This window comes from Microbulbifer variabilis, from assembly GCF_020524905.1.
Lineage (GTDB): Bacteria > Pseudomonadota > Gammaproteobacteria > Pseudomonadales > Cellvibrionaceae > Microbulbifer > Microbulbifer variabilis_A.
Map to the genome: position 1 here is coordinate 1 of NZ_JAIVKI010000015.1, position 20,486 is coordinate 20,486.

Consider the following 20,486-nt stretch of genomic DNA (forward strand, 5'->3'; position numbering starts at 1 on the left):
ATGGCCTCCTTAAAGAACTTGCCGGTTCATGGAGGTCATATTTTCACTCTGCACGCCGGAACGGCAGAGCCTTGTCAAGTCTCACCGCCTGAGGCGGTGGTTTACCTATTTGTTAATTAAAGAATTTGCTGGGCAAATTCAGCCGACAAACGCCAACTAGCTTTCAGATCAATGGCATTTTATTTATAAACCGACTGAAGCGATAATGGAATGGGGTATCACTATGGATTCGAATAAGGCTATCAACAGTCTTTTCTTGTCGGGTATATTTGCGGTTATACTCGCGCACATGGGGCAAGCCTACGCAAAATCTGAAACAAAAAATAGCTTGGACGGCACCTGGTGTACCACAGAGGAAGGTTCTTTTATTTTTTACGAACATAAAAGAGATGCTGTAAACCTAGGAAAAGGCGACTATTGCCGAACTTTTAAGGTCTTAACAATGAACAAGTCAGGTGGGGGCGGCCGATTCATTGATACGCTTAAAAAGCCTGACATAAAAAATCAAATAGGCGGTATTGAAGAATCAAGAGATGGAGTAATTTATAGTAAAGATATTGGTATATTCGTCTATTCGAAGAAAGATGAAGCAATTCATATGATCACAATCGATGTTTCAGATGAAACCGTCAGTGAGTTAACAATTGATAGCAGTGGAGTAATGCACGGTTTTGTGAGGGAGGTCACCTCTGATTCGACCACATATGAGACTTTGGTGGGCGTCCTATTCTTTAAGAAAAATCGCGAACCAATACCATCAAAATTTAATCAGGATTGGGAGCTGATCTTTAATAAAACACACAAAAAGCCATAGCTCAACTTGTAAATAACGTGAGCAAAAGAAGAAGGCAAATAAGCCGTAGGACCGAGCACAACCCTCTGAATATTGATGCAGTCAACGGGCGCTATAAAATTGCACATTCCAATTTTATTATGTTTCAAGGGGGAAATTGAGGTCGTCACTCTACATAATGCCAGCTGTAAACTGTCAGCGTTTTAGGCAATTTGCTGTGATTAAGGCAAACAAATTTACCCCTTAATTTCACTGAGCTATTTCAAGCCTACTAATTGTTCATCTAGCTTTCTTCCTCAAAGCAATCAATGATCCACATTTCTCATTGTCATTTATTTTCCTGTCAGAAATAATTTTGAAATTATCGAGCAACTTGCAGGCAGAAGAGCCTGCAGGGAAATCAACAATCTCTACATTTAGGAAGTTGCTTCAAAAATATGTGAGCGCAAAACATCTAATGCAATACGATTCATACAAGAGCAGGATAAACTTATCCTTAAACCATCCCTGGCAGAAAAACAACTTTTTTCCCGAAAACCGAAACCATTTTTCTGTATTTCAGATTAATTTGTGGATCGACACCTTAAAAACTTTAGCAGAGCCTAGTCTTACCAATAGATACTCGTCATACTTTAAAATGGAAATATAGGTCAATGAAACGCATTGCTGTAAATGGATTGGGCCGCATAGGCAGATTGCTGGTGCGTCGCTACCTACAAGGGAATTATAAAAGATTTTCTCTGGTGGCAGTGAATGACCCTATGCCAATAGAAAATTTACAATATCTTCTCAAATACGACTCAGTCTATGGAAGGTTGGAACAAGATATTTCGTTTTCGAATGGAAAACTTTATCTCAATAAAATGGAGCTCCCCCTATTCTCTGAGGCTGATCCAGAAAAATTGCCTTGGGGGCGGGAGCATGTAGATGTAGTGATAGAAAGCAGTGGTCATTTTACGAAACGGTCTGACGCCGAAAAACATTTAAAAGCTGGTGCCAAACGAGTGCTAATTAGTGCCCCTTCAAAAGATGCAGATTTAACAGTTGTCATGGGCGTCAATGAGGATGATTTCAACCCAAAACAACATTTTGTGATTTCCAATGCTTCTTGCACAACTAATTCTCTAGCACCAACACTCAAAGTACTAGATGCAAACTTTGGCGTGGAGCAAATTCAAGTCACTACCATTCATGCTTATACGGGAAGCCAGAGTGTGGTAGACGAAGCCTCAGGTAAAAAGATTCGGGGTCGGGCTGCTGGAATTAATATTATTCCAACTAGTACGGGGGCTGATGCCGCTACCATAGCCGTAATGCCGGAACTTCAGAATCGTTTAAGTGCATTGGCAGTGCGGGTGCCCGTAGTGGATGGTTCACTCACGGATATTTGTGCACAACTAAAAGTAGATGCCAGTGCCAATGAAATCAACGATGCATTTAAGGTGGCTGCACAGGGGGAACTATTAGGGATACTGGGCTACAGCGAAGAAGAATTGGTGTCCTCTGACATTATTGGAGATCCCCATTCCTGCATAGTGCACGGCATTTCCACTTGTGTACAGGGGAGGCTGGCAAAGGTCCAGGTGTGGTATGACAACGAGTACGGCTATGTTTGCAGATGCTTTGACCTGCTGGAGAAAATACTTTCATAGGAAACTCAATGGTCAGCATAAAGGAACAAATTAACGAAAGAGAAGCAATAGGTGAAATTGAAGAGATACATGGCCCCGTAGTTATCATCCGTTGTGAACTGTTACCCCCATTACGGCAAGCCTTGATGGTGGCATTAGACGATGAAGCTTATCTGTTTGAAGTTCATCAGCACCTGGATCAGAAACATGTACGGGCTATTGCTCTACATGGGATCACAGGCTTAAGGAGAGGTATCAAAGTTTTCGACACTGGTGCACCCTTACATGTCCGAGTAACCCCTAATTGCTTAGGACGTCTACTCAACATATTTGGTGAACCTTTGGATGGCGGTACACCATTGCAATCGACTGAATACCGTAATGTTCACGCATCGCCAGTCGCTCTTTGGGAATCTGTCGGTACTGGCGATATCTTACAAACTGGCATTAAAGTTATCGACCTTTTGTGCCCCTTTGTCCGAGGCGGCAAAACAGGCTTATTTGGAGGCGCTGGTGTAGGAAAAACTGTACTGGTGATGGAATTTATGCATGCTGTAGCATCCCTGCATAGTGGTGTATCCGTGTTTGCCGGTATTGGTGAGCGCATCCGTGAAGGACATGAGTTATGGCGTGAAATGTGTAAAGCGGGGGTAATGGAACAGTCATTGATGTGCTTTGGTCAGATGGATGAATCGCCAGGTGTGCGGTTTCGGATTGGCTTATCAGCCCTCACATATGCAGAATATTTGCGCGATACTCTACAAAAAGAAGTGCTATTTGTTATCGATAATATCTTTCGTTTTGTACAGGCAGGTAGTGAAATTTCCAGCCTACTTGGAAGAATGCCTGCCACTGTGGGCTACCAACCGACGCTAATCAGTGAAGTGGCAGAAATACAGGAACGTATCCTCTCTACCCGTTCTGGTGCAATTACCTCGGTTCAGGCAGTCTATGTGCCGGCAGATGATATGACTGACCCGGCAGTGGATGCTATTTTAAGTCATCTGGATTCATCGGTCGTGTTATCCCGGGCCCAGGCAGGTAAAGGTATTTACCCAGCGGTAGAGCCATTACAGTCCGCCAGCCGCGCAATGGATCGCCAAACCCTCGGCAAGCGCCACTATGCTGTGGCAGAGGGGGTACGCGAACATCTAGCACGTTACCGTGAGCTGGAGGACATTATTGCCATGCTGGGGATTGATGAGCTATCCACAAGTGATCGGCGTATTGTCCTACGTGCGAGAAAGCTACAGCGTTATCTAACTCAACCCTTCAATGTCACTGCGTCCCATACCGGAATTACCGGAGTCTCTGTTTCAGTCGAAGAAACTCTAAATGATTGCGAAGCTTTTTTACTTGGCGATTACGATGATTTTCCCGAAGAAAAGTGCTACATGCGTGGTGGTATGCGTGATGCCGTTTCAAATACGCCCTAGATCGATTTTCCGGTAGGTGCAATAAACATGAAGACTTTTAGTTTGATGCTTATCTCTTCAGACAATCATCATGAGATTGATGATTTAACCTCCTTTGTCGGGGAAGACTCCTCAGGAAGATTTGGCATTCTCGCAGGCCATCAGCGCCTAATAACCTCCCTAGTGTTTGGTCTGATGTATTTTCGACGTATTACCGGCGAAAAGCAGTACTTGGCGGTGCCAGGAGGACTGCTTTATTTCCTGAATGATCGGCTCCAAATATTTACACGACACTACCTGCTAAGCAGGGACTATGGGCATATTTCGGCTTTATTGCGAAGTAAATTTTTAGAGGAGGAGCAGAATTTGCATATGATAAAAGAAAGTCTAAGGCGTATGGAAGAGTCTATATTGCGACATCTTTGGGAGCTGAGCCGTTAAGTGAAATCGAGAGAAAGTGGGAATGAGAAAGAATTACGATAAAAAGCTCTATGAAAAAATCGAGCGCCAAGCCGAGCGCATTAAAAAGTCTGAGCGTGAACGTTCCACAGTATTTGCGCAAACGATTTATATAGGTACCCTTGGGCTTGTTATGGTACTGCCGGTAGTAGGCGGCGCTTATTTAGGTCGATGGCTAGATGCCTTGGTTCAAGGTTATTCAACCCGCTGGACTCTGAGCTTTATTTTTGTGGGGCTTGTTGTTGGCGTTATCAATGTATATTTGCTGATTCGAGAGTAAACAGTGAATGGGGATGATCTAACACCCGCGGTACTATTTACGCTGGGGCCAATATCAATCACTTCGACTGTAATCACCACCTGGATGGTGATGGTCTTTCTGACGGTTTTAGCCCTGGTAGTGATGCGTCGGCTGGAACTGATACCAGGCCCTATGCAGACCCTGGCCGAGGGTATCCATGGCGCGATTGAGGAGGCGATCCGTGCAGTAGCGCCGAATCATGTCACACAGCTACTTCCATTTATCGGCACTTTATGGATTTTTCTTGTGGCCGCCAATTTGTGTGGTCTGATCCCCGGAGTTCATTCCCCTACACGGGATTTGTCCGCCACCACGGCATTAGCAATACTGGTTTTTCTATCTGTCCACTGGTTTGGTATCCGCAGCAAGGGATTTAAAGCCTACTTACGTCACTACCTCTCACCAAGTCCAATACTGCTGCCATTTCAGCTGGTGAGTGAAATTACCCGTACAGTTGCGCTGGCCGTACGATTATTTGGCAATATCATGAGTCTTGAAATGGCTGCATTGATGATATTGTTGGTGGCGGGTTTTCTTGCGCCGTTACCCATACTTATGCTGCATATCATAGAGGCTTTGGTGCAGGCCTATATTTTCGGTATGTTGGCACTGATTTATATTGCGGGTGGGCTACAGTCACAACAACTCAGGAGTTCCAGCAAAGGAGAGCTTAATGAGTGATATGTTCTGGTTTACAGCACTTTCCACTGTCGCTGCGATGATTGGTATTGCTATCGGTGTGCTGCTGCCAGCCTATGCAATGGGTCGTGCTATTTCTAGTGCATTGGAAGCTCTAGCCCGCCAGCCAGAGGCTGAAAAGTCAATTTTGCGGACCCTGTTTATTGGTTTGGCGATGATCGAATCTTTGGCCATCTATGTATTGGTTATTACTTTGATTGTTCTGTTCCGTAATCCACTGCTGGAATACTTGCTTAAGTCCTAGCAGGCAGTTTTTAAAGATAAATTATACCAGGCAGGGAATGTAGAACTCTTAAATGCGATGTATCGTGGGCTTAAAAATTATGCTCGGGCCCGAGATGAATGGGGTGGGAAGGCAATCTCTGCTGCCTACCAGGTGCTTGGAGAAAACTGTGGAACTCAGTTGGTCAACTCTCGCACTGGAAATGTTCAATTTCCTGGTGCTTTTATGGCTGCTTAAACGTTTTTTCTACAAGCCAGTCCAATCTGTAATCAAAAGACGTCAGGACTCTATTGAGGAGCGTCTGGCTCGTGCCGAGCAAATGGAAGTTAAAGCAAATAAAATGTTGTCACAATATGAAGAGCGAAAAGAACAATGGCATTTAGAATGTGAACAGGCTCGTGAAGCTTTACAAACGGAAATAAAATTAAAACGGGAGAAGGAAGAGCGATCATTAAGAGACTCTCTTGAACAAGAGCGGCAAAGAAATCTTACTTTAGAGATCCAGCATTCTCATGATTTGGAACGACAGTTGGAGCTAAGAGCACTGGAGCAAGGTAGTCAGTTTGCCGCGCAGCTTCTGAAACTCGCCAGCGGACCAGAACTTGAGAACCGTTTAATTGAACTATTCATTCACGCATTGAATTCATTGGATGAAGATCGAATAGTAGAACTGCGTAATCAACTATCGCATTCAGATGCCTTGATGCAGATATCCAGTGCCTTCACTTTAACTGAAGAAAAGCGGATTACAATAAAAAAATTGATGAAGAAGATTCTACAGCGAGATTTGCAATACCATTTTGTCGAGGATTCAGAATTGGTTGCAGGTTTGCGTATTAGGGTCGGTCCCTGGGAGCTGGGAGCTAATATAAATGACGAGCTACTCGGTTTTTCGTCTTTGATGGGCGACTTGATGATTGAGTCAACGGGCAGATAACTGTGATTGGAGAGAGACTCAAACGTCGTACAAGTTGGCTTAAAGCCTATCGACCAAACCTACGTATTCGCGAACGGGGCTGGGTGTTGTCGGTTGGTGATGGCATTGTTTGGGTTGCCGGATTGCCTACCGCATCTATGGATGATGTTTTGGATTTCGATGACGGAAGTCGCGGTTTAGTATTTGATCTTACCGGCAACGCAATTGGTGCCGTATTGCTGGTAGAAACTGAACATCTAACCGCTGGCACTTATGCACGTATTTCTCCAAAACCTTTAAGTTTACCCGTAGGAGATAATCTACTTGGCCGTGTGCTTGATCCGCTGGGTAATCCTCTAGATGGTGGGACTGAGCCTGAATGCAGCGATTGGCGCCGTCTGGAAGGCGCATCACCGACAATCATTGAGCGAGATTTTGTACATCGACCGTTATACACCGGCAGTAAGATAATGGACACTTTGATCCCCATTGGCTGCGGCCAACGCCAATTGATTATCGGGGACGAAGGGGTAGGGCGCAGCTCATTAGCAATGGATACAGTGCTCAGTCAACGCGGGCGAAATATTCTCTGCATCATTGTATTGATTGGACAGAAACGCTCCGCTGTAGTCGCTACGATAGAACTTCTAAAGGATACTGGTGCAATTGAATACAGTGTGGTAATTGTGGCAGAGGCTAGTGCCTTACCGGGATTGCAACACCTAGCGCCTTTTTCTGGGTGCGCTATTGCTGAGTATTGGATGCGCAGGGGAAAGGACACTCTGGTTATCTATGACGACCTCTCAACTCATGCCAAAACCTACCGTGAGTTATCACTGTTATTGCGTAGACCGCCAGGGCGAGAAGCCTATCCCGGAGATATATTTTCTGTCCATGCACGCCTGCTGGAAAGGGCTACCTGTCTCAATGCCAAAGAGGGGGGCGGCAGCATGACGGCACTCCCAATAGTGGAGACTAAGCTCGGCGAGATCGCTGCCTATATCCCTACAAATCTAATCTCTATAACCGATGGTCAAATATATTTGGACCGTGAACTTTTCGCTGCCGGTTTTCGCCCGGCAATTGATATTGGTAAATCGGTATCCCGTATCGGAGGTCATGCGCAACATCCATCCATTAAGCGTGAAGCCGGGCGCATGAAGTTTGACTATCTGCAATTTCTCGAGCTGGAAATGTTCACGCGCTTCGGCGCAAAGCTGGAGGCAGGTATGGAAAAAGCCATACGTAAAGGTCGCATATTGCGGGAAATATTAAAGCAGGAGCGATTATCGCCACTAACCGTTGAATTTCAACTATCTTGGCTTATTGCCTTCAACGATGGTCTTTTCAATCAGATTGCCCCAAAGCGATTGCCGGAATTGTTATCCAGTCTGGATCGAAGAGTACGGGCTAGTAATCTGACACTAGATGATGAAAGGGCATGCTGGGAACAGTTTGCACATGAATGGATACAAGGTAATAGTGAAGCACTCAAATGAGTCGACAGCAGGAACTAAAGAATCATAGAAAACAGCTTACAGAAACTCGTCAGATTATTGGCGCCATGCAATCTTTGTCGTTTATTGAGGTGCACAGACTTCGGCAGGTTCTTGACCTTCAACGACAAATTACTAAGGGCCTGGTCCGGGCTGCCAAAGATCTATTGTGTTTTAATCCAAATTTACTACCCAAAATTGAGCCTTTAAAACAACTTTTCCTAGTAGTGGGGTCCGAGCGAGGCTTTTGCGGTGACTTTAATGATCAACTGTTAAAAAAACTGCAACAATGCCTTACTGACCCCACAGGAAAGGATGCTGGCATTCTTGTTTGTGGCAGAAAAATTGGAAATCGTTTAGAAAACCATCCCCAATTATTAAAAGTGCTCGATGGTGCAGCGGTGCTGGATGAAATAGATACTACCCTTATGCACCTGATCGAAATTTTTACCAAAATGAAAGATGGCATGCTGGCATTAACGGTCATTTATCATGGTGAAAGAAGAAAAAGTGATATTATCCAGCACCAATTACTACCGCCTTTTGAGATCCTGGAAGATATACAACAGGAATTCGCGTTCCCTCCACAAATCAATCTTCGACCAGTCCAACTATTCACAGAATTGCTGGAACAGTATCTTTTTACCGCCTTAAACGAAATTCTCTACGTATCCCTAATGGCTGAGAACCAGCACCGCATACAACACTTGGCGGGTGCGATCCGTCATTTGGATCACCGTTTGGAAAGTTTAAGACAAAAACAAAATCAGCTGCGTCAGGAGGAAATTATTGAGGAAATTGAAGTGATCTTACTCAATTCTGCCGACCCTTCATCGCCATCAAGTGGACGCTGAGCGGATGGAAAAATAGGTTGGATTATTACTGGTAGTCTGCTGATTAGCGCTATCGAGCTTATGGAGAAGTCAAACTTCAAGAATATCACCCGCTGCAATAAAATAGATCGGTGGGTAGGTTAGAGGGCAAATTGAAATCGATTGATTTTGTTGCCAGATTAACCCATTACCCAATAGATTTGTTTCATTGTTGCGTATCACTCAAGGTAAAATAGATCTCCTCTTCTTGAGCGAAGTGCAGCCTGACGATGGTAACCAAACTAAGTAAAAGGCTCCTTAATTCCCTTAACTGAAAATCACTAAGTTCATTCTTAGTATATTCATTAGTCAACTGTTCGTAACGACGAGCAAGTCTAAAGATTTCTCTATGTGTATGACTCATTGAGCCTAAAGGATCAAAGCCGTGCATTATTTTGACGAGTTTCGGGTAGAGTTTATCTTCATCTTCATGCTCATGCGTTAACAGCTGTTCTTGAATAATCATTGCTAGGGATTTTAAATCCTCATGAATGTTTGTTGACAGGCCACTACTGAGCATTTGGATTGTTGCATCTATATGATCTAGAACGGGTTGGAGTTCGCTATGCTCATGACGCAGTTTGTCTGCTATTTCTACGGGTAATCGTGCTTCGGCTAAGTACTGTGGTAGTGGTCTCAATGCGCGCAATGCATTGATTATTACAGCTACATCAATCCCTTCTTGTAACAAAGCGCCGGCTACGGGGGACAAATACCCAAAAGCCGCGAATATCATAGCAATTCCAGATAATCCCATACCGACGAGAACACTCTGGAGGGCAATGTGTCGTCCACGGCGAGCAATGTGAATCCCTTCTGGTAACCGGTCTAGCCGGTCTACTAGCAGCACAACATCGGCAGCCTCGGCGGAAGCACCTGCACCCCGAGCACCCATTGCTATACCTACATCAGCCGCGGCAAGCGCGGGAGCATCATTGATTCCGTCTCCCACCATGGCGGTAATAGCATTACGACATTCAGCCTCTACCGCGGCGACCTTATCTGCGGGTGAACGTTCTGCTAGCACTGAGTCAAACCCAAGAGAAATTGCAACGGTTTCCGCTACATCTTGTCGATCTCCACTTAGCATAACCGTGTGGCGGATACCAGCACGATGCAGTTCACGTAATGCTCGCGGTGTTTCCATGCGGATCTGGTCGGCCAGTAATAAGACTCCAGCAAGATGTCCATCAACGCCGACAAAAGCGCCGGACAAACCACGCATTTCCATTTTCTGAAGTTGGGTCTGGACCCAACCGTCCGGGCCTTGATCCCCCAAAACTAAAGACAGGCTGCCTACTGACACTGAGTGACCCTCGACTTGTCCCCTCAAACCTTCTCCAGGTTCTTCAACGACTTGATCTGGAAAACTGATATCGAGATTTCTACGTTGCGCTTCAGAGACCAAAGATTGAGCGGTACTATGCAGAGAAAACTGGTCCAACGACGCCGCTAGGCGAAGTACCTCAGCCGGCTGGAAACGTGATGTCGTTTCAATCCCCACCAGCTTCGAGTGTCCAGTCGTTAATGTCCCCGTCTTGTCGAATAAGATATTCTTGACGATTGCGAGTTGCTCTAAAGCATCGCCATTCTTGACTAGAATGCCACGTCGGGCCGCTCGGGAAATGGCGGAAATAATTGCAATCGGTGCTGCTAATATCAAGGGGCAAGGGGTTGCTACAACGAGTACGGCAAGTGCTCGTACGGGGTCCCCAGAAGATACCCAGGCCGCCGCAGCGATAAAGAGTGCTATGGGAATGAAGAGAAGGGCATAGCGGTCCGCCATGCGGGTAAAAGGGGCCTTACCCGCTTGGGCTTCTTCAACCATATGCACAATGCCTGCATAAGTACTTTCTGCTGCGGATTTTAACGCTCGTAATTCTAACGGCCCGCCCGCATTGATTGCGCCACTTAAAAGCTGCTCGCCAAGGTAACGTCGTTGGAGTCGTGATTCTCCGGTTATTGTTGACTCATCCACTTGTGCCGTCTTTGTGAGAAGTAACCCATCAACCGGCACAGCTTCTCCCGGTTTTATTAAAAGATGATCTCCGGCATGTAACGTATCAACACTGACCTCTTGAATACCCGACGAATTGCAGAGATGAGCTACCTTGGGACGGCGCTCTAGCAGTGCCGTGAGCTCCTTACGTGCCCGACCATTCGCATATTCTTCCAGGGAGCGACCGCTAGCAAACATAAAAGCGATCACCGAACCGGCTAGATACTGCTCAAGTGCAAGAGCTCCCGCCAATGTGAGTAGGGCAAGTAAATCCACACCGGCTTGGTGGTGTAACAGCGCACGAAAGCTTTCTGCTGTCACCACAATGAGCATCAATACAATTGTCAATTCCCAAACTGGTCGCGGAGATATCCCCCACAACAGGAGTAATCCACCCGTAATCAAAAGCAGAGCCGTAATACTGGCCAGTATCGTATAGTTGCGGCTTGTAATATTTCGCACGACTTACATTTAAAAAGTGATATCTGATGAAAGATAAAAGTCTGTAGACACACTGACCTTTTATGATACTTCAATAAAGCAGGTTATTGACGAATCGTTGTCATCGTTCAGTGGGCTTAGGGTTTGGATTTATTCTCACCCGTTAACCTTTTTCCACGCACTTGGCTGAGCATGATTTTTGCGTCAGGCTGGTTGTCGGCGGAATGCTAATGTTGGATAAGTTAATCCCTTCTCAAAACATAGTTAAAAAAGTTAATGGCCGATACCGACTTACAAGCCCTGTGGCACTGCCTATCTGCAAAGGAGGCGGCAAAACGGCTCGAAAGCAGCTATGAAGGACTATCTACAGGGGAGTCAAGACGTCGCCGACTCATTTATGGCTTGAATATCTTACCGACACCGAAAACTCCCAGTTTTCTACGACTATTTCTACGACAGTTCGCAAGTCCATTAATCTATGTACTTTTGGCAGCAATGGGCGTCTCCTTAATGGTCGGTAAATTAGCCGACGCCACATTTATCGGATTGGTTCTGTTAATAAATGCTCTGATTGGCGCCTTACAGGAATTCCATGCTCACTTGAGCGCTAAAGCACTCCGTAAACTGATGGTAATCCCCGCCCGAGTCATTCGCGAAGGTAAAGTGCTGGAAGTTCCGAGTGAAGAACTGATGCCTGGAGATCTGGTGTTGCTGGAATCGGGCGATCGGGTACCTGCCGACTTAAGACTATGGCAATCAAATAATCTGGAGGTTGATGAATCGGTACTTACCGGTGAGTCTCTGCCTGTCAACAAAGACAGCAATTTACTTTGTCATACCGAGACACCGGTAGCAGATCGGCTCAATCTTTGTTTTGCCGGTAGCCTTGTCGCCTCGGGTCGTGGACGCGGATGGATCACAGCCACGGGTTTAAGCACAGAGATGGGCAAGTTGAGTCTTAGTATGGAATCTATCGAGGCGGTCAAGCCTCCGCTTTTCCAACGTATTGAAAGGTTTAGTAAGAAACTCACAATTGCTTTATTGATCACCGTGGCAATACTGGCGGTGATTGAGTTGGCTCGGGGTACACCACTACTATTGATCTTCATGACAGCGGTCGCTTTGGCCGTATCCGCTATTCCCGAGGGGCTACCAATGGCCCTGACAGTGGTACTCTCCATAGGCACTCGACGTATGGTTAGACGCCACGTGATTGTTCGAAAGCTCGTGGCCATAGAGAGCCTCGGTTCTTGCACCGTTATCGCCGTAGATAAAACGGGAACTCTTACACAAAACTGTCTCGCCGCACGCGATGTGGTCTTTTTAGATAATCGCAAACTGGTCCGCGTCGATGGTTCGCCCTCGCAAGACAAGGGGTTATTACGGCTCTGTCGGGTAGCGGCATTGTGTAACGAGGCAGAGGTTTATCGAGCCAATGACGGTCAATGGCAGGGCACTGGCGATGCTGTGGATCAAGCACTGCTGGTGATGACAAATAAATGTGTTGAAGATCCGTGTGAATTATTAAGACGCCATTCACTTTTGGCACAAATTCACTACGAGCCAGCTCTTGGCTACGCGGCAAGCCTACATGTTGATGACACTGGACAATTGGTGTGTGTCAAAGGCGCCTTGGAAAAATTGCTGCCTATGTGTAGTCATATGGCCACTAGTGCAGGGGACATTCTTCTAGACAGTGAAATAGCGTTGACTAAGTTGAAGCAACTCGCGGAGCAGGGTGACCGAGTGTTGGCCTTCGCGGAAGGTCGCACTAACGGAAGAAACCAAATCGCACCGGAGCAGTTGTATAGCCTTTGTTTACTGGGGCTGGTAGGAATGGTAGATCCTCTAAGACCTGAAGCGGCTCAAGCCGTCACTGAATGCCAGCGCGCCGGTATTCATGTCTGTATGCTTACGGGGGATCACCCGCATACTGCACTTAGTATTGCACGGGAACTTAACTTGGTTGGTGATAAAGATGAGGCCGTATGTGGAACAGAATTAGCAAAAGCTGAATCTGAGGGCGATAAAGCGATTGATGCTCTAACAGCGGGTGCACGAGTGTACGCTCGGGTATCACCGGAGCAAAAATTAACGATTGTGCAATCTCTACAACGCCAGGGGGAGTTTGTGGCGGTTACCGGAGATGGTGTCAATGACGCCCCCGCTTTGAATAGCGCCCATGTCGGTATAGCGATGGGGCTTCACGGGACCGAGGTTGCAAAGGAATCCTCCGATCTCCTTCTAACTGACGATAATTTCGCTTCAATCGTAGCAGGGGTCGAGGAAGGACGTATTGCCTACCGCAATATCCGTAAGGTCATTTTCTTTCTTATCTCCACCGGTGCAGCTGAGCTAGTCCTATTTATATTAAGTGCCGTATTTTCAGTACCGTTACCTCTAACGCCAGTACAATTATTGTGGCTAAATCTGGTCACCAACAGTGTGCAGAGCATCGGATTGGCTCTGGAGCCAGGGGAGGGCGATGAGATGCGAAGGCCACCGCGCCCTTCATATGAGCCACTCTTAGATTCGCTGATGTTACGTCGAGTGATCACTTCTGGTCTGGTAATGGGGGGTATCGCTTTTGGCTGTTTTCTTGCGCAATTAAAATTGGGGTGGCAGCTGGAACTGGCTCGTAATAGTGTACTGCTACTTATGGTTTTGTTTGAGAATGTACAGGTGATTAATAGCCGTTCGGAAACCCGATCTATCTTTCGGCAAGCCTTCTTTTCCAATCCTTTGTTATTATTGGGCACATTGGCTGCGCAGGGAATTCATATTTTGTCCATGTATTCGCCCTTAATGCAAAACGTTCTTGGCGTTAGTCCGGTCAGTTTGACGCTTTGGGTTGAGTTGTTGATGTTGGCTTTATTACAACTGTTGGCAATGGAACTATTACTGCTCCTTCCACATCGCCAGAAGAGGTAATCATCATTTGACGGGTCGCATTTTGATATTATGGCTCTGGTGTTCCAGTATCTTTAATACCCTTGGCCAACTCTTCCCTCGCTTCACTTGCTAGTCGTTCATAGCGGCGCAAGAAATCCCGTAACTTGTCGTCATCTAATTCCTCTAAATCGAGTAATGCGTTATGAGCACCTTTGGTAGAACGAATCAATTCATCGAGTTTAATTTGGATCGCTTCTGTATCACGGTTTTGGGTGTTTTGAATTAGAAAGACCATTAAGAAAGTGATAGTTGTGGTTAGGGTATTAATGATTAATTGCCATGTGTTGCTAAAAGAAAGCAATGGGCCTGTAATCGCCCATAGAAGGATAATTCCCAGAGCAGTTACAAAAACCTTTGGGCGACCACAAAAACGAGCAGCCGATTTAGCTAGCGTTGAATACCAAGTTGAAGAACGCATGGCGATTCCCTTGTTGATGCAGAGCTGTGTAATAACTGACAAATGCAGAATAGCAACTGTGAGCGATTAAATTTCAACTCTAGTCCCCAATTCGATAACACGACTCGACGGAATTCGGTAGTATTCGACGGCACTACCAGCATTGCGCACCATGGTAGTAAATAGAAGTTCTCGCCAGCGAGCCATTCCACTGGGAACTTCCTCAAGAGGAACGACAGCTTCCCTACTTAGGAAAAATGACGTCTGATCAAGATTGATTTGCATCTTGCAATATTCACTCATTTCCAGCAAAGCTTGCTCAATATTCGGATGCTCCATAAAACCATATTGTAGGATCAGTCTATAGCAATTTTTTTCCAGTCGATGCAGGTAATACCTTTTTTCATTTGAGACCCTGGGTGTTTCTGCGATTTTTACCGTTAGAAATACTATCCGATGATGCAGAACTTTGTTGTGAGTAAGATTATGTAAGAAAGCATGTGGGACATATAGCGGCCTCGCCGTAAAAAATATGGCTGTCCCAGGTACCCGCACTGGAGGTTTCCGAAGAAGGTTTGGTAGAAACTGTGTCAGTTTAATTTCTCTAGTCAAGAGTCGGCGAGATAACGCTTTTTTTCCATCTCGCCAAGTAATCATCAGTAAGGTGGCAATAAAACCAAGTACTAACGGAAACCAACCGCCATGACTAATTTTCGATAGACTGGAAGAGAAAAAAATAAGATCTATACAAATAAATAGTGCGGCACCGAAAAGGCATAGGAGGAGACTATAGTGCCAATGATACCTGTAGACAAAAGAAGCGATAAAAGTCGTCAACAACATTGCACCACTAACCGATATCCCATAGGCGGCAGCAAGATTGGTCGAGGTTTCAAAACCCAGTATCGCAACACTCACCATAAGCATCAATAACCAGTTGATCACGGGTATGTATATTTGGCCGATTAGCTTAGAAGATGTATGTTTCACCGTCATCCTTGGAAGATAACCAAGCTGTATGGCTTGTTTAGTCAGGGAAAATGTCCCTGAAATACACGCCTGTGAGGCGATTACTGTTGCTGAAGTTGCTAACAAAACCATGGGATAGAGTGCCCAAGAGGGATACATTCTATAGAATGGATTAATGACTGCTACTGAATCAGCCATCAATATCGCCCCCTGTCCAAAATAGTTTATGGTTAAGGCAGGAAAGACGAGTCCTATCCACGCCAAGCGAATCGGTTTACGCCCAAAATGCCCCATATCTGCATAGAGCGCTTCAGCTCCCGTAAATACCAGCAGCACTACCCCTAATATTAAAAAAGAAGCTACCCCATTCTTGGTAAGAAAGAACAATGCATGCAGTGGATTTAACGCTTCCAAGATTGATGGATTGCAAACTATATTGGCAATGCCGCCTACCAACAGTGCTAAAAACCAGATAGACATAACTGGCCCAAATAATTTCCCCACGGATGCAGTACCAAAATGTTGCAAAGAGAACAATGCTAGCAATACACAAATAGAAATAGGTAACACTACAGGTTTGAGATCTACCGCTCCTATTTCCAATCCCTCTATTGCCGATAACACAGAGATTGCTGGCGTCAATACTGCATCACCAAAGAAGAGCGCGGCACCACACAAACCAGAGAGAACGATGAGATTCTGGAGGCGCTGATGTTTTTTTGTTGCTGATAATGCCAACGCTACAAGGGCCATGATTCCGCCCTCGCCGTGATTGTCAGCACGTAAAATCAAGATGACATATTTTATCGTAACAACAATCATCAGTACCCAAAATATTGTTGAAGCGACTCCAAGGATATTAACGGAGTTAAGAGGTATGCCATGCTCTGGATGGAAAACCAGTTTTACGGCATAAAGGGGGCTGGTTCCGATATCGCCAAAAACAACACCGAGAGCGGCCAAAGTCAAACTCGCTCGAGCCTGTGGATTTGCAGAATCTGACTCATTCATAATTTGTGATATCCAACTTTTCTAAGTTGGCCACTCTTGCTTTTTTATTTCTCTCATGCCACCTTGGTCACAAGTCAATTTTATGAGTCGTGGAGCACGCAAAGTATCTTTCGTTGGATATAAGCCTCTGACCAATAAATCTCATCACCTTTGGGAGTAGCTCTATGACATTTGACCCTGCTCGATAGCGGCTACCATTTCAATGGTTCGTAATAGCGCATCCGGACTCAAACTAATGGAATCAATACCCATTTTCACAAGATATTCAGTTACCTCTGAATAATTTGATGGGGCCTCGCCGCAGATGCCTGCGGGAATGCCATTGCGGTGTGCTCCTTCAATTGCTAAACGAATCATTTCCAGCACACCCGGATCGCGTTCATCGAAATCAAAAGCTACGACATCTGAATCCCTATCCACGCCTAGTACAAGTTGGGTTAAGTCGTTAGAGCCAATAGAGATTCCATCAAATAACTTGCTAAAGGCATCTATCTGAACCACATTGTTTGGGATCTCACACATAACATAGACCCCAAGCCCGTTTTCTCCTTGCTGTAAGCCATAATTGGACATTACCTGCAGTACCTGCTCACCCTCCGGAATACGGCGGCAGAATGGGATCATCACTTTTATGTTGTCGAGGCCCATTTCTTCACGTGCGCGCTTCAATGCAGCGCACTCAAGCGCGAAACCATCTATATAGTTTGGATGTGCATAACGTGACGCACCTCGAAACCCCAACATTGGGTTTTCTTCGTGTGGTTCAAAAGTTGCGCCTCCGATCAGGCGTGCGTATTCATTAGATTTAAAATCGGAAGTACGAACAATCACAGGTTTTGGGTAAAAAGCGGCAGCAATTGTGCCGATACCTTCAGAGAGTTTTTGAATAAAGAAATCAGATCCATCACGATATATTTCGATAAGCTGGTCGATAGTTAGCTTATCCCGTTTGTCCTTGACTCTTTCCGGATGGGCCAGGGCCATCGGATGAACCTTGATATACTCATTAATGATAAACTCCATTCGTGCTAAACCAACACCATCACAGGGCAGGGCGCTCAACCGAAAGGCTTGTTCCGGACTGCCCAAATTAATCATCATTTTAGTTTTGGTTCTAGGCACATTCTCCAGTTCAATCGTTGTAGCATTGAAAGGAATTTCACCTGCAAAGACTCTACCGGTATCTCCCTCGGCACAGGACAAGGTAATAATCTCACCATCGTTGACCCTATGCTCTTCCCCTATGCCGACTACGGCTGGAATCCCAAATTCTCGTGCGACAATGGCTGCATGACAAGTTCGTCCACCATGCTGGGTCACAAGGGCTGCGGCGCGGCGCATGGCAGGCCCCCAGTCGGGACTGGTACTGGCAGCGAAGAGTACTTCGTCTTTGGCAAAAGTCGCCAGCTGTTCTGTGTTTTCTATCCATCGCACCTTGCCAGAAGCAATCCCCGAACCAATCGCACGGCCCTCTGCCAAGATCGCACTTTTTTCCGGGATTTTGCCGAGTTTGAAACGCTGTATCTGATTTCGTGGTTTTTGTGAGGCTACAGTTTCAGGTCTTGCTTGGAGTATGTACAAAAGACCATCGTCAGAATCCTTGCCCCACTCGATATCCATGGGACAGTCACGACCAAACTTATTGCTATAGTATTTTTCAATTTCAATTCCATAGCCGGCTAACTTGAGGACTTCACTGTCACTCAGGCTATAGTTTCTTCTGATCGACTCGGGGGTTTTGATATTTTGGAGGTCTTGACAATTTTCACCTTCACCACCAAGCAGCATTTTTTGCTTTGCACCTAATTGCTTACGCAGAACACAACGATGCCCTTTTTCAAAGGTAGGCTTATGAACATAAAATTCATCCGGGTCTACATTGCCTTGTACAATATTTTCCCCAAATCCATAAGCTGAATTGATAAATACCACATCACGGTAACCGCTCTCAGTATCCAAGGTGAACATAACTCCACTGGAGGCTAAATCCGAGCGAACCATTTTCATTACCACGACAGCTTGAGCGACTTTTAAATGGTCAAACTTATTACGCTCACGATAACTGATAGCCCGTTCGGTAAAAAGGGAGGCGAAACATCGCCGGCAGGCATCCAGTAAGCTATCCTCACCACCGATATTAAGGAAACTATCATGCTGGCCTGCAAAGCTAACATCAGGCAGATCTTCTGCAGTGGCGGAACTACGCACAGCCACTTTTAGTTGAGGGCCATATTCTTTAACTAGCGCCCTGTAGGCTTCAATAATTTGTTTTGCCAGTTCTTCGGGTAAATTGACATCGTATATCACTTGTCGAGCTTTGGATGCGACCTCTGATAACCTATCTTCACCACCATCCTCGATATCCTTAAATATATTTCGTAAGGGCTTCAAGGCCTTAGCATGGTCGAGCACGGCCCGGTAAGCTGCAGCGGTAATAGTAAAACCATTGGGAATATGGATGCCCAGGGGGGTGAGGTACTGATACATTTCCCCCAGTGATGCGGCTTTTCCACCCACCTGGTCAATGTTTTTAATGGAAATATCTTCAAACCAACGGACATATTGGTCATTATGCATAACAGAGATCTTTGAAAATTTGACTTTAATTTCATCACAGGTTCAATCTGAATCTGTAATCTTGGCCATCGTCAAGCTAACCTGAAGAACAGTTCAAAAATAGCAGCTTTTTCTCTTTTCCAATCTGCACCCTAGAGGCAAATTTGGGTAATAGTGACCGACTGAGGGAGATTGAGGTGCACTAACAAAATTCTTTGGAACAGCTGCCGGGATTATAAACTCTGGTACGTTACATGCAGTTGCAGTTAAAGAGAGTTAGATTGCCAGTGACTTTCATCATGTTTTCTGGTGATTTTGGTTTTTCGTATACATAGAGAACATGTATGGCGTTCAAAAATATCCTGTTGCCACTTGATGGCTCAGCTATCGCAGAAGAAGCCATTGCCCATGCAATGAAGATTGCAAAGGCGTGTGACGCAGTAATACACCTCTTACATGTTCAAAAATCCCAATCACAAGTGGGCGAGCAAAGTATCGATCCAGTAGATTGGCGCATGCGCCAGATAGAACTGAAAAGCTACCTGAATCAACAGGCGGAAGAGATTTCTAAAAGTGAGATTTCTGTTTCGCTATCCGTTGTTGAGGGTCGTCCGGCGGAGAAAATTGTCGAATATTGTGAAAATTCAAATATTGACCTGATTGTATTTACAGCTTTCGGTCACGGTGGCCCCAGTCGCTTTGATTTTGGTAGTACTGCCCACAAGGTGTTCAGTGGTGCGGGTTGTTCATTTATGGTTGTCCGGCCAGGCATGGCGCCTGTGATTCCAGAAAAGATTACCTATCATCGAATTTTAATCTTAATGGATGGTTCCCCACGATCTGAATGGGTCGCTTGTCACGTAGCATCTCTAATGCGAATGCAGGAGGAGGATGTAGAACTCATATTGCTTCAAGTCATCGCTATACCTGATATGCCTCGGCGGATGCCCATCACGCGTGAGGAGCATGCAACGCGGGAAAAATTTGTCGAATGCAACCGGCGCGCGGCTGAAGTTTATCTAGAAGAAGTAGCCCGCCAATTAGAAAATGGGATTAAAGTGCGTCCCTTGTTACTTGTTGCACAAAACGTCTCTGAGTGTATTTCTACGACTGCCGCTAAAGAAAATGTAGATTTGATCGCTATGAGCGCGTACGACTGGCAAACCGGCAAGCATCAAGTCACAGGCACTATATGTCACACCGTAATGTCCCACAGTAACCTGCCAGTACTGGTATTCCAGGATCTGCAGGAACCCAAATCACAGTCCCTGGGAGCAGACTCAGATACTTGTCAAATACGCTATGCAACTCACCCGGTAAGAAATGAAGCGCATCGATGAAATTGAGGTTTTGGAG

At 45.6% G+C, this 20,486-nt stretch carries 16 protein-coding genes; 12 read left to right on the plus strand and 4 right to left on the minus strand.

Annotation, left to right across the window (positions count from 1 at the left end; all coding sequences use genetic code 11):
* Window positions 1-223: 223 nt before the first annotated feature.
* The 10 genes from LC073_RS15665 (at window position 224) to LC073_RS15710 (ending at window position 8,787) form a co-directional block, all read left to right on the plus strand.
* Window positions 224-814, plus strand: a complete 591-nt coding sequence (locus LC073_RS15665) for a hypothetical protein (RefSeq protein WP_226648258.1) — start codon at window positions 224-226, stop codon at window positions 812-814.
* A gap of 632 nt (window positions 815-1,446) precedes the next feature.
* Entirely contained in the window at window positions 1,447-2,445 is a 999-nt protein-coding gene (gene gap / locus LC073_RS15670; RefSeq protein ID WP_226648259.1) for a type I glyceraldehyde-3-phosphate dehydrogenase, read from the plus strand.
* 8 nt (window positions 2,446-2,453) lie between these two features.
* Complete coding sequence (gene atpD, locus LC073_RS15675; RefSeq protein ID WP_226648260.1) at window positions 2,454-3,860, plus strand: F0F1 ATP synthase subunit beta; 1,407 nt, start codon at window positions 2,454-2,456, stop codon at window positions 3,858-3,860.
* A 27-nt stretch (window positions 3,861-3,887) separates the two neighbouring features.
* Window positions 3,888-4,280 carry a F0F1 ATP synthase subunit epsilon gene (locus tag LC073_RS15680; protein ID WP_226648261.1) on the plus strand — a complete coding sequence of 131 codons (393 nt, stop codon included), beginning with the start codon at window positions 3,888-3,890 and terminating at the stop codon, window positions 4,278-4,280.
* Between the two features lie 22 nt (window positions 4,281-4,302).
* Window positions 4,303-4,578, plus strand: a complete 276-nt coding sequence (locus LC073_RS15685; protein ID WP_226648262.1) for an AtpZ/AtpI family protein — start codon at window positions 4,303-4,305, stop codon at window positions 4,576-4,578.
* A 3-nt stretch (window positions 4,579-4,581) separates the two neighbouring features.
* Window positions 4,582-5,280 carry a F0F1 ATP synthase subunit A gene (locus LC073_RS15690; protein ID WP_226648263.1) on the plus strand — a complete coding sequence of 233 codons (699 nt, stop codon included), beginning with the start codon at window positions 4,582-4,584 and terminating at the stop codon, window positions 5,278-5,280.
* Window positions 5,273-5,542, plus strand: a complete 270-nt coding sequence (gene atpE / locus LC073_RS15695) for an ATP synthase F0 subunit C (protein ID WP_226648264.1) — start codon at window positions 5,273-5,275, stop codon at window positions 5,540-5,542. The genes LC073_RS15690 and atpE overlap by 8 nt, the downstream gene beginning before the upstream one ends.
* Before the next feature lie 148 nt (window positions 5,543-5,690).
* A complete protein-coding gene (locus LC073_RS15700; protein WP_226648265.1) occupies window positions 5,691-6,458 on the plus strand; it encodes a F0F1 ATP synthase subunit delta in 768 nt (255 codons plus the stop codon).
* 2 nt (window positions 6,459-6,460) lie between these two features.
* Window positions 6,461-7,936 carry a F0F1 ATP synthase subunit alpha gene (locus LC073_RS15705; protein WP_226648266.1) on the plus strand — a complete coding sequence of 492 codons (1,476 nt, stop codon included), beginning with the start codon at window positions 6,461-6,463 and terminating at the stop codon, window positions 7,934-7,936.
* Window positions 7,933-8,787 carry a F0F1 ATP synthase subunit gamma gene (locus tag LC073_RS15710; protein ID WP_226648267.1) on the plus strand — a complete coding sequence of 285 codons (855 nt, stop codon included), beginning with the start codon at window positions 7,933-7,935 and terminating at the stop codon, window positions 8,785-8,787. The genes LC073_RS15705 and LC073_RS15710 overlap by 4 nt, the downstream gene beginning before the upstream one ends.
* A 184-nt stretch (window positions 8,788-8,971) precedes the next feature.
* Here LC073_RS15710 and LC073_RS15715 read toward each other — a convergent pair whose 3' ends face one another.
* Window positions 8,972-11,152: a heavy metal translocating P-type ATPase gene (locus LC073_RS15715; RefSeq protein WP_226648268.1), complete on the minus strand. Its 2,181-nt coding sequence runs from the start codon at window positions 11,150-11,152 to the stop codon at window positions 8,972-8,974.
* Between the two features lie 369 nt (window positions 11,153-11,521).
* On the opposite strand from LC073_RS15715, the gene LC073_RS15720 reads away from it, so the two are divergent.
* Complete coding sequence (locus LC073_RS15720; protein WP_226648269.1) at window positions 11,522-14,176, plus strand: cation-translocating P-type ATPase; 2,655 nt, start codon at window positions 11,522-11,524, stop codon at window positions 14,174-14,176.
* 28 nt (window positions 14,177-14,204) lie between these two features.
* On the opposite strand, the gene LC073_RS15725 is transcribed toward LC073_RS15720, so the two are convergent.
* From LC073_RS15725 to ppsA, 3 genes are all read right to left on the minus strand, one after another.
* Window positions 14,205-14,615, minus strand: coding sequence for a low affinity iron permease family protein (locus tag LC073_RS15725; protein ID WP_226648270.1), 411 nt, complete (start codon window positions 14,613-14,615; stop codon window positions 14,205-14,207).
* Window positions 14,616-14,681: 66 nt separating this feature from the next.
* A complete protein-coding gene (locus LC073_RS15730; RefSeq protein WP_226648271.1) occupies window positions 14,682-16,574 on the minus strand; it encodes a potassium transporter Kup in 1,893 nt (630 codons plus the stop codon).
* 162 nt (window positions 16,575-16,736) lie between these two features.
* Window positions 16,737-19,151: a phosphoenolpyruvate synthase gene (gene ppsA, locus LC073_RS15735; protein WP_226648272.1), complete on the minus strand. Its 2,415-nt coding sequence runs from the start codon at window positions 19,149-19,151 to the stop codon at window positions 16,737-16,739.
* Window positions 19,152-19,474: 323 nt separating this feature from the next.
* On the opposite strand from ppsA, the gene LC073_RS15740 reads away from it, so the two are divergent.
* Window positions 19,475-20,470, plus strand: a complete 996-nt coding sequence (locus tag LC073_RS15740) for a universal stress protein (RefSeq protein ID WP_226648273.1) — start codon at window positions 19,475-19,477, stop codon at window positions 20,468-20,470.
* Window positions 20,471-20,486: the final 16 nt, after the last annotated feature.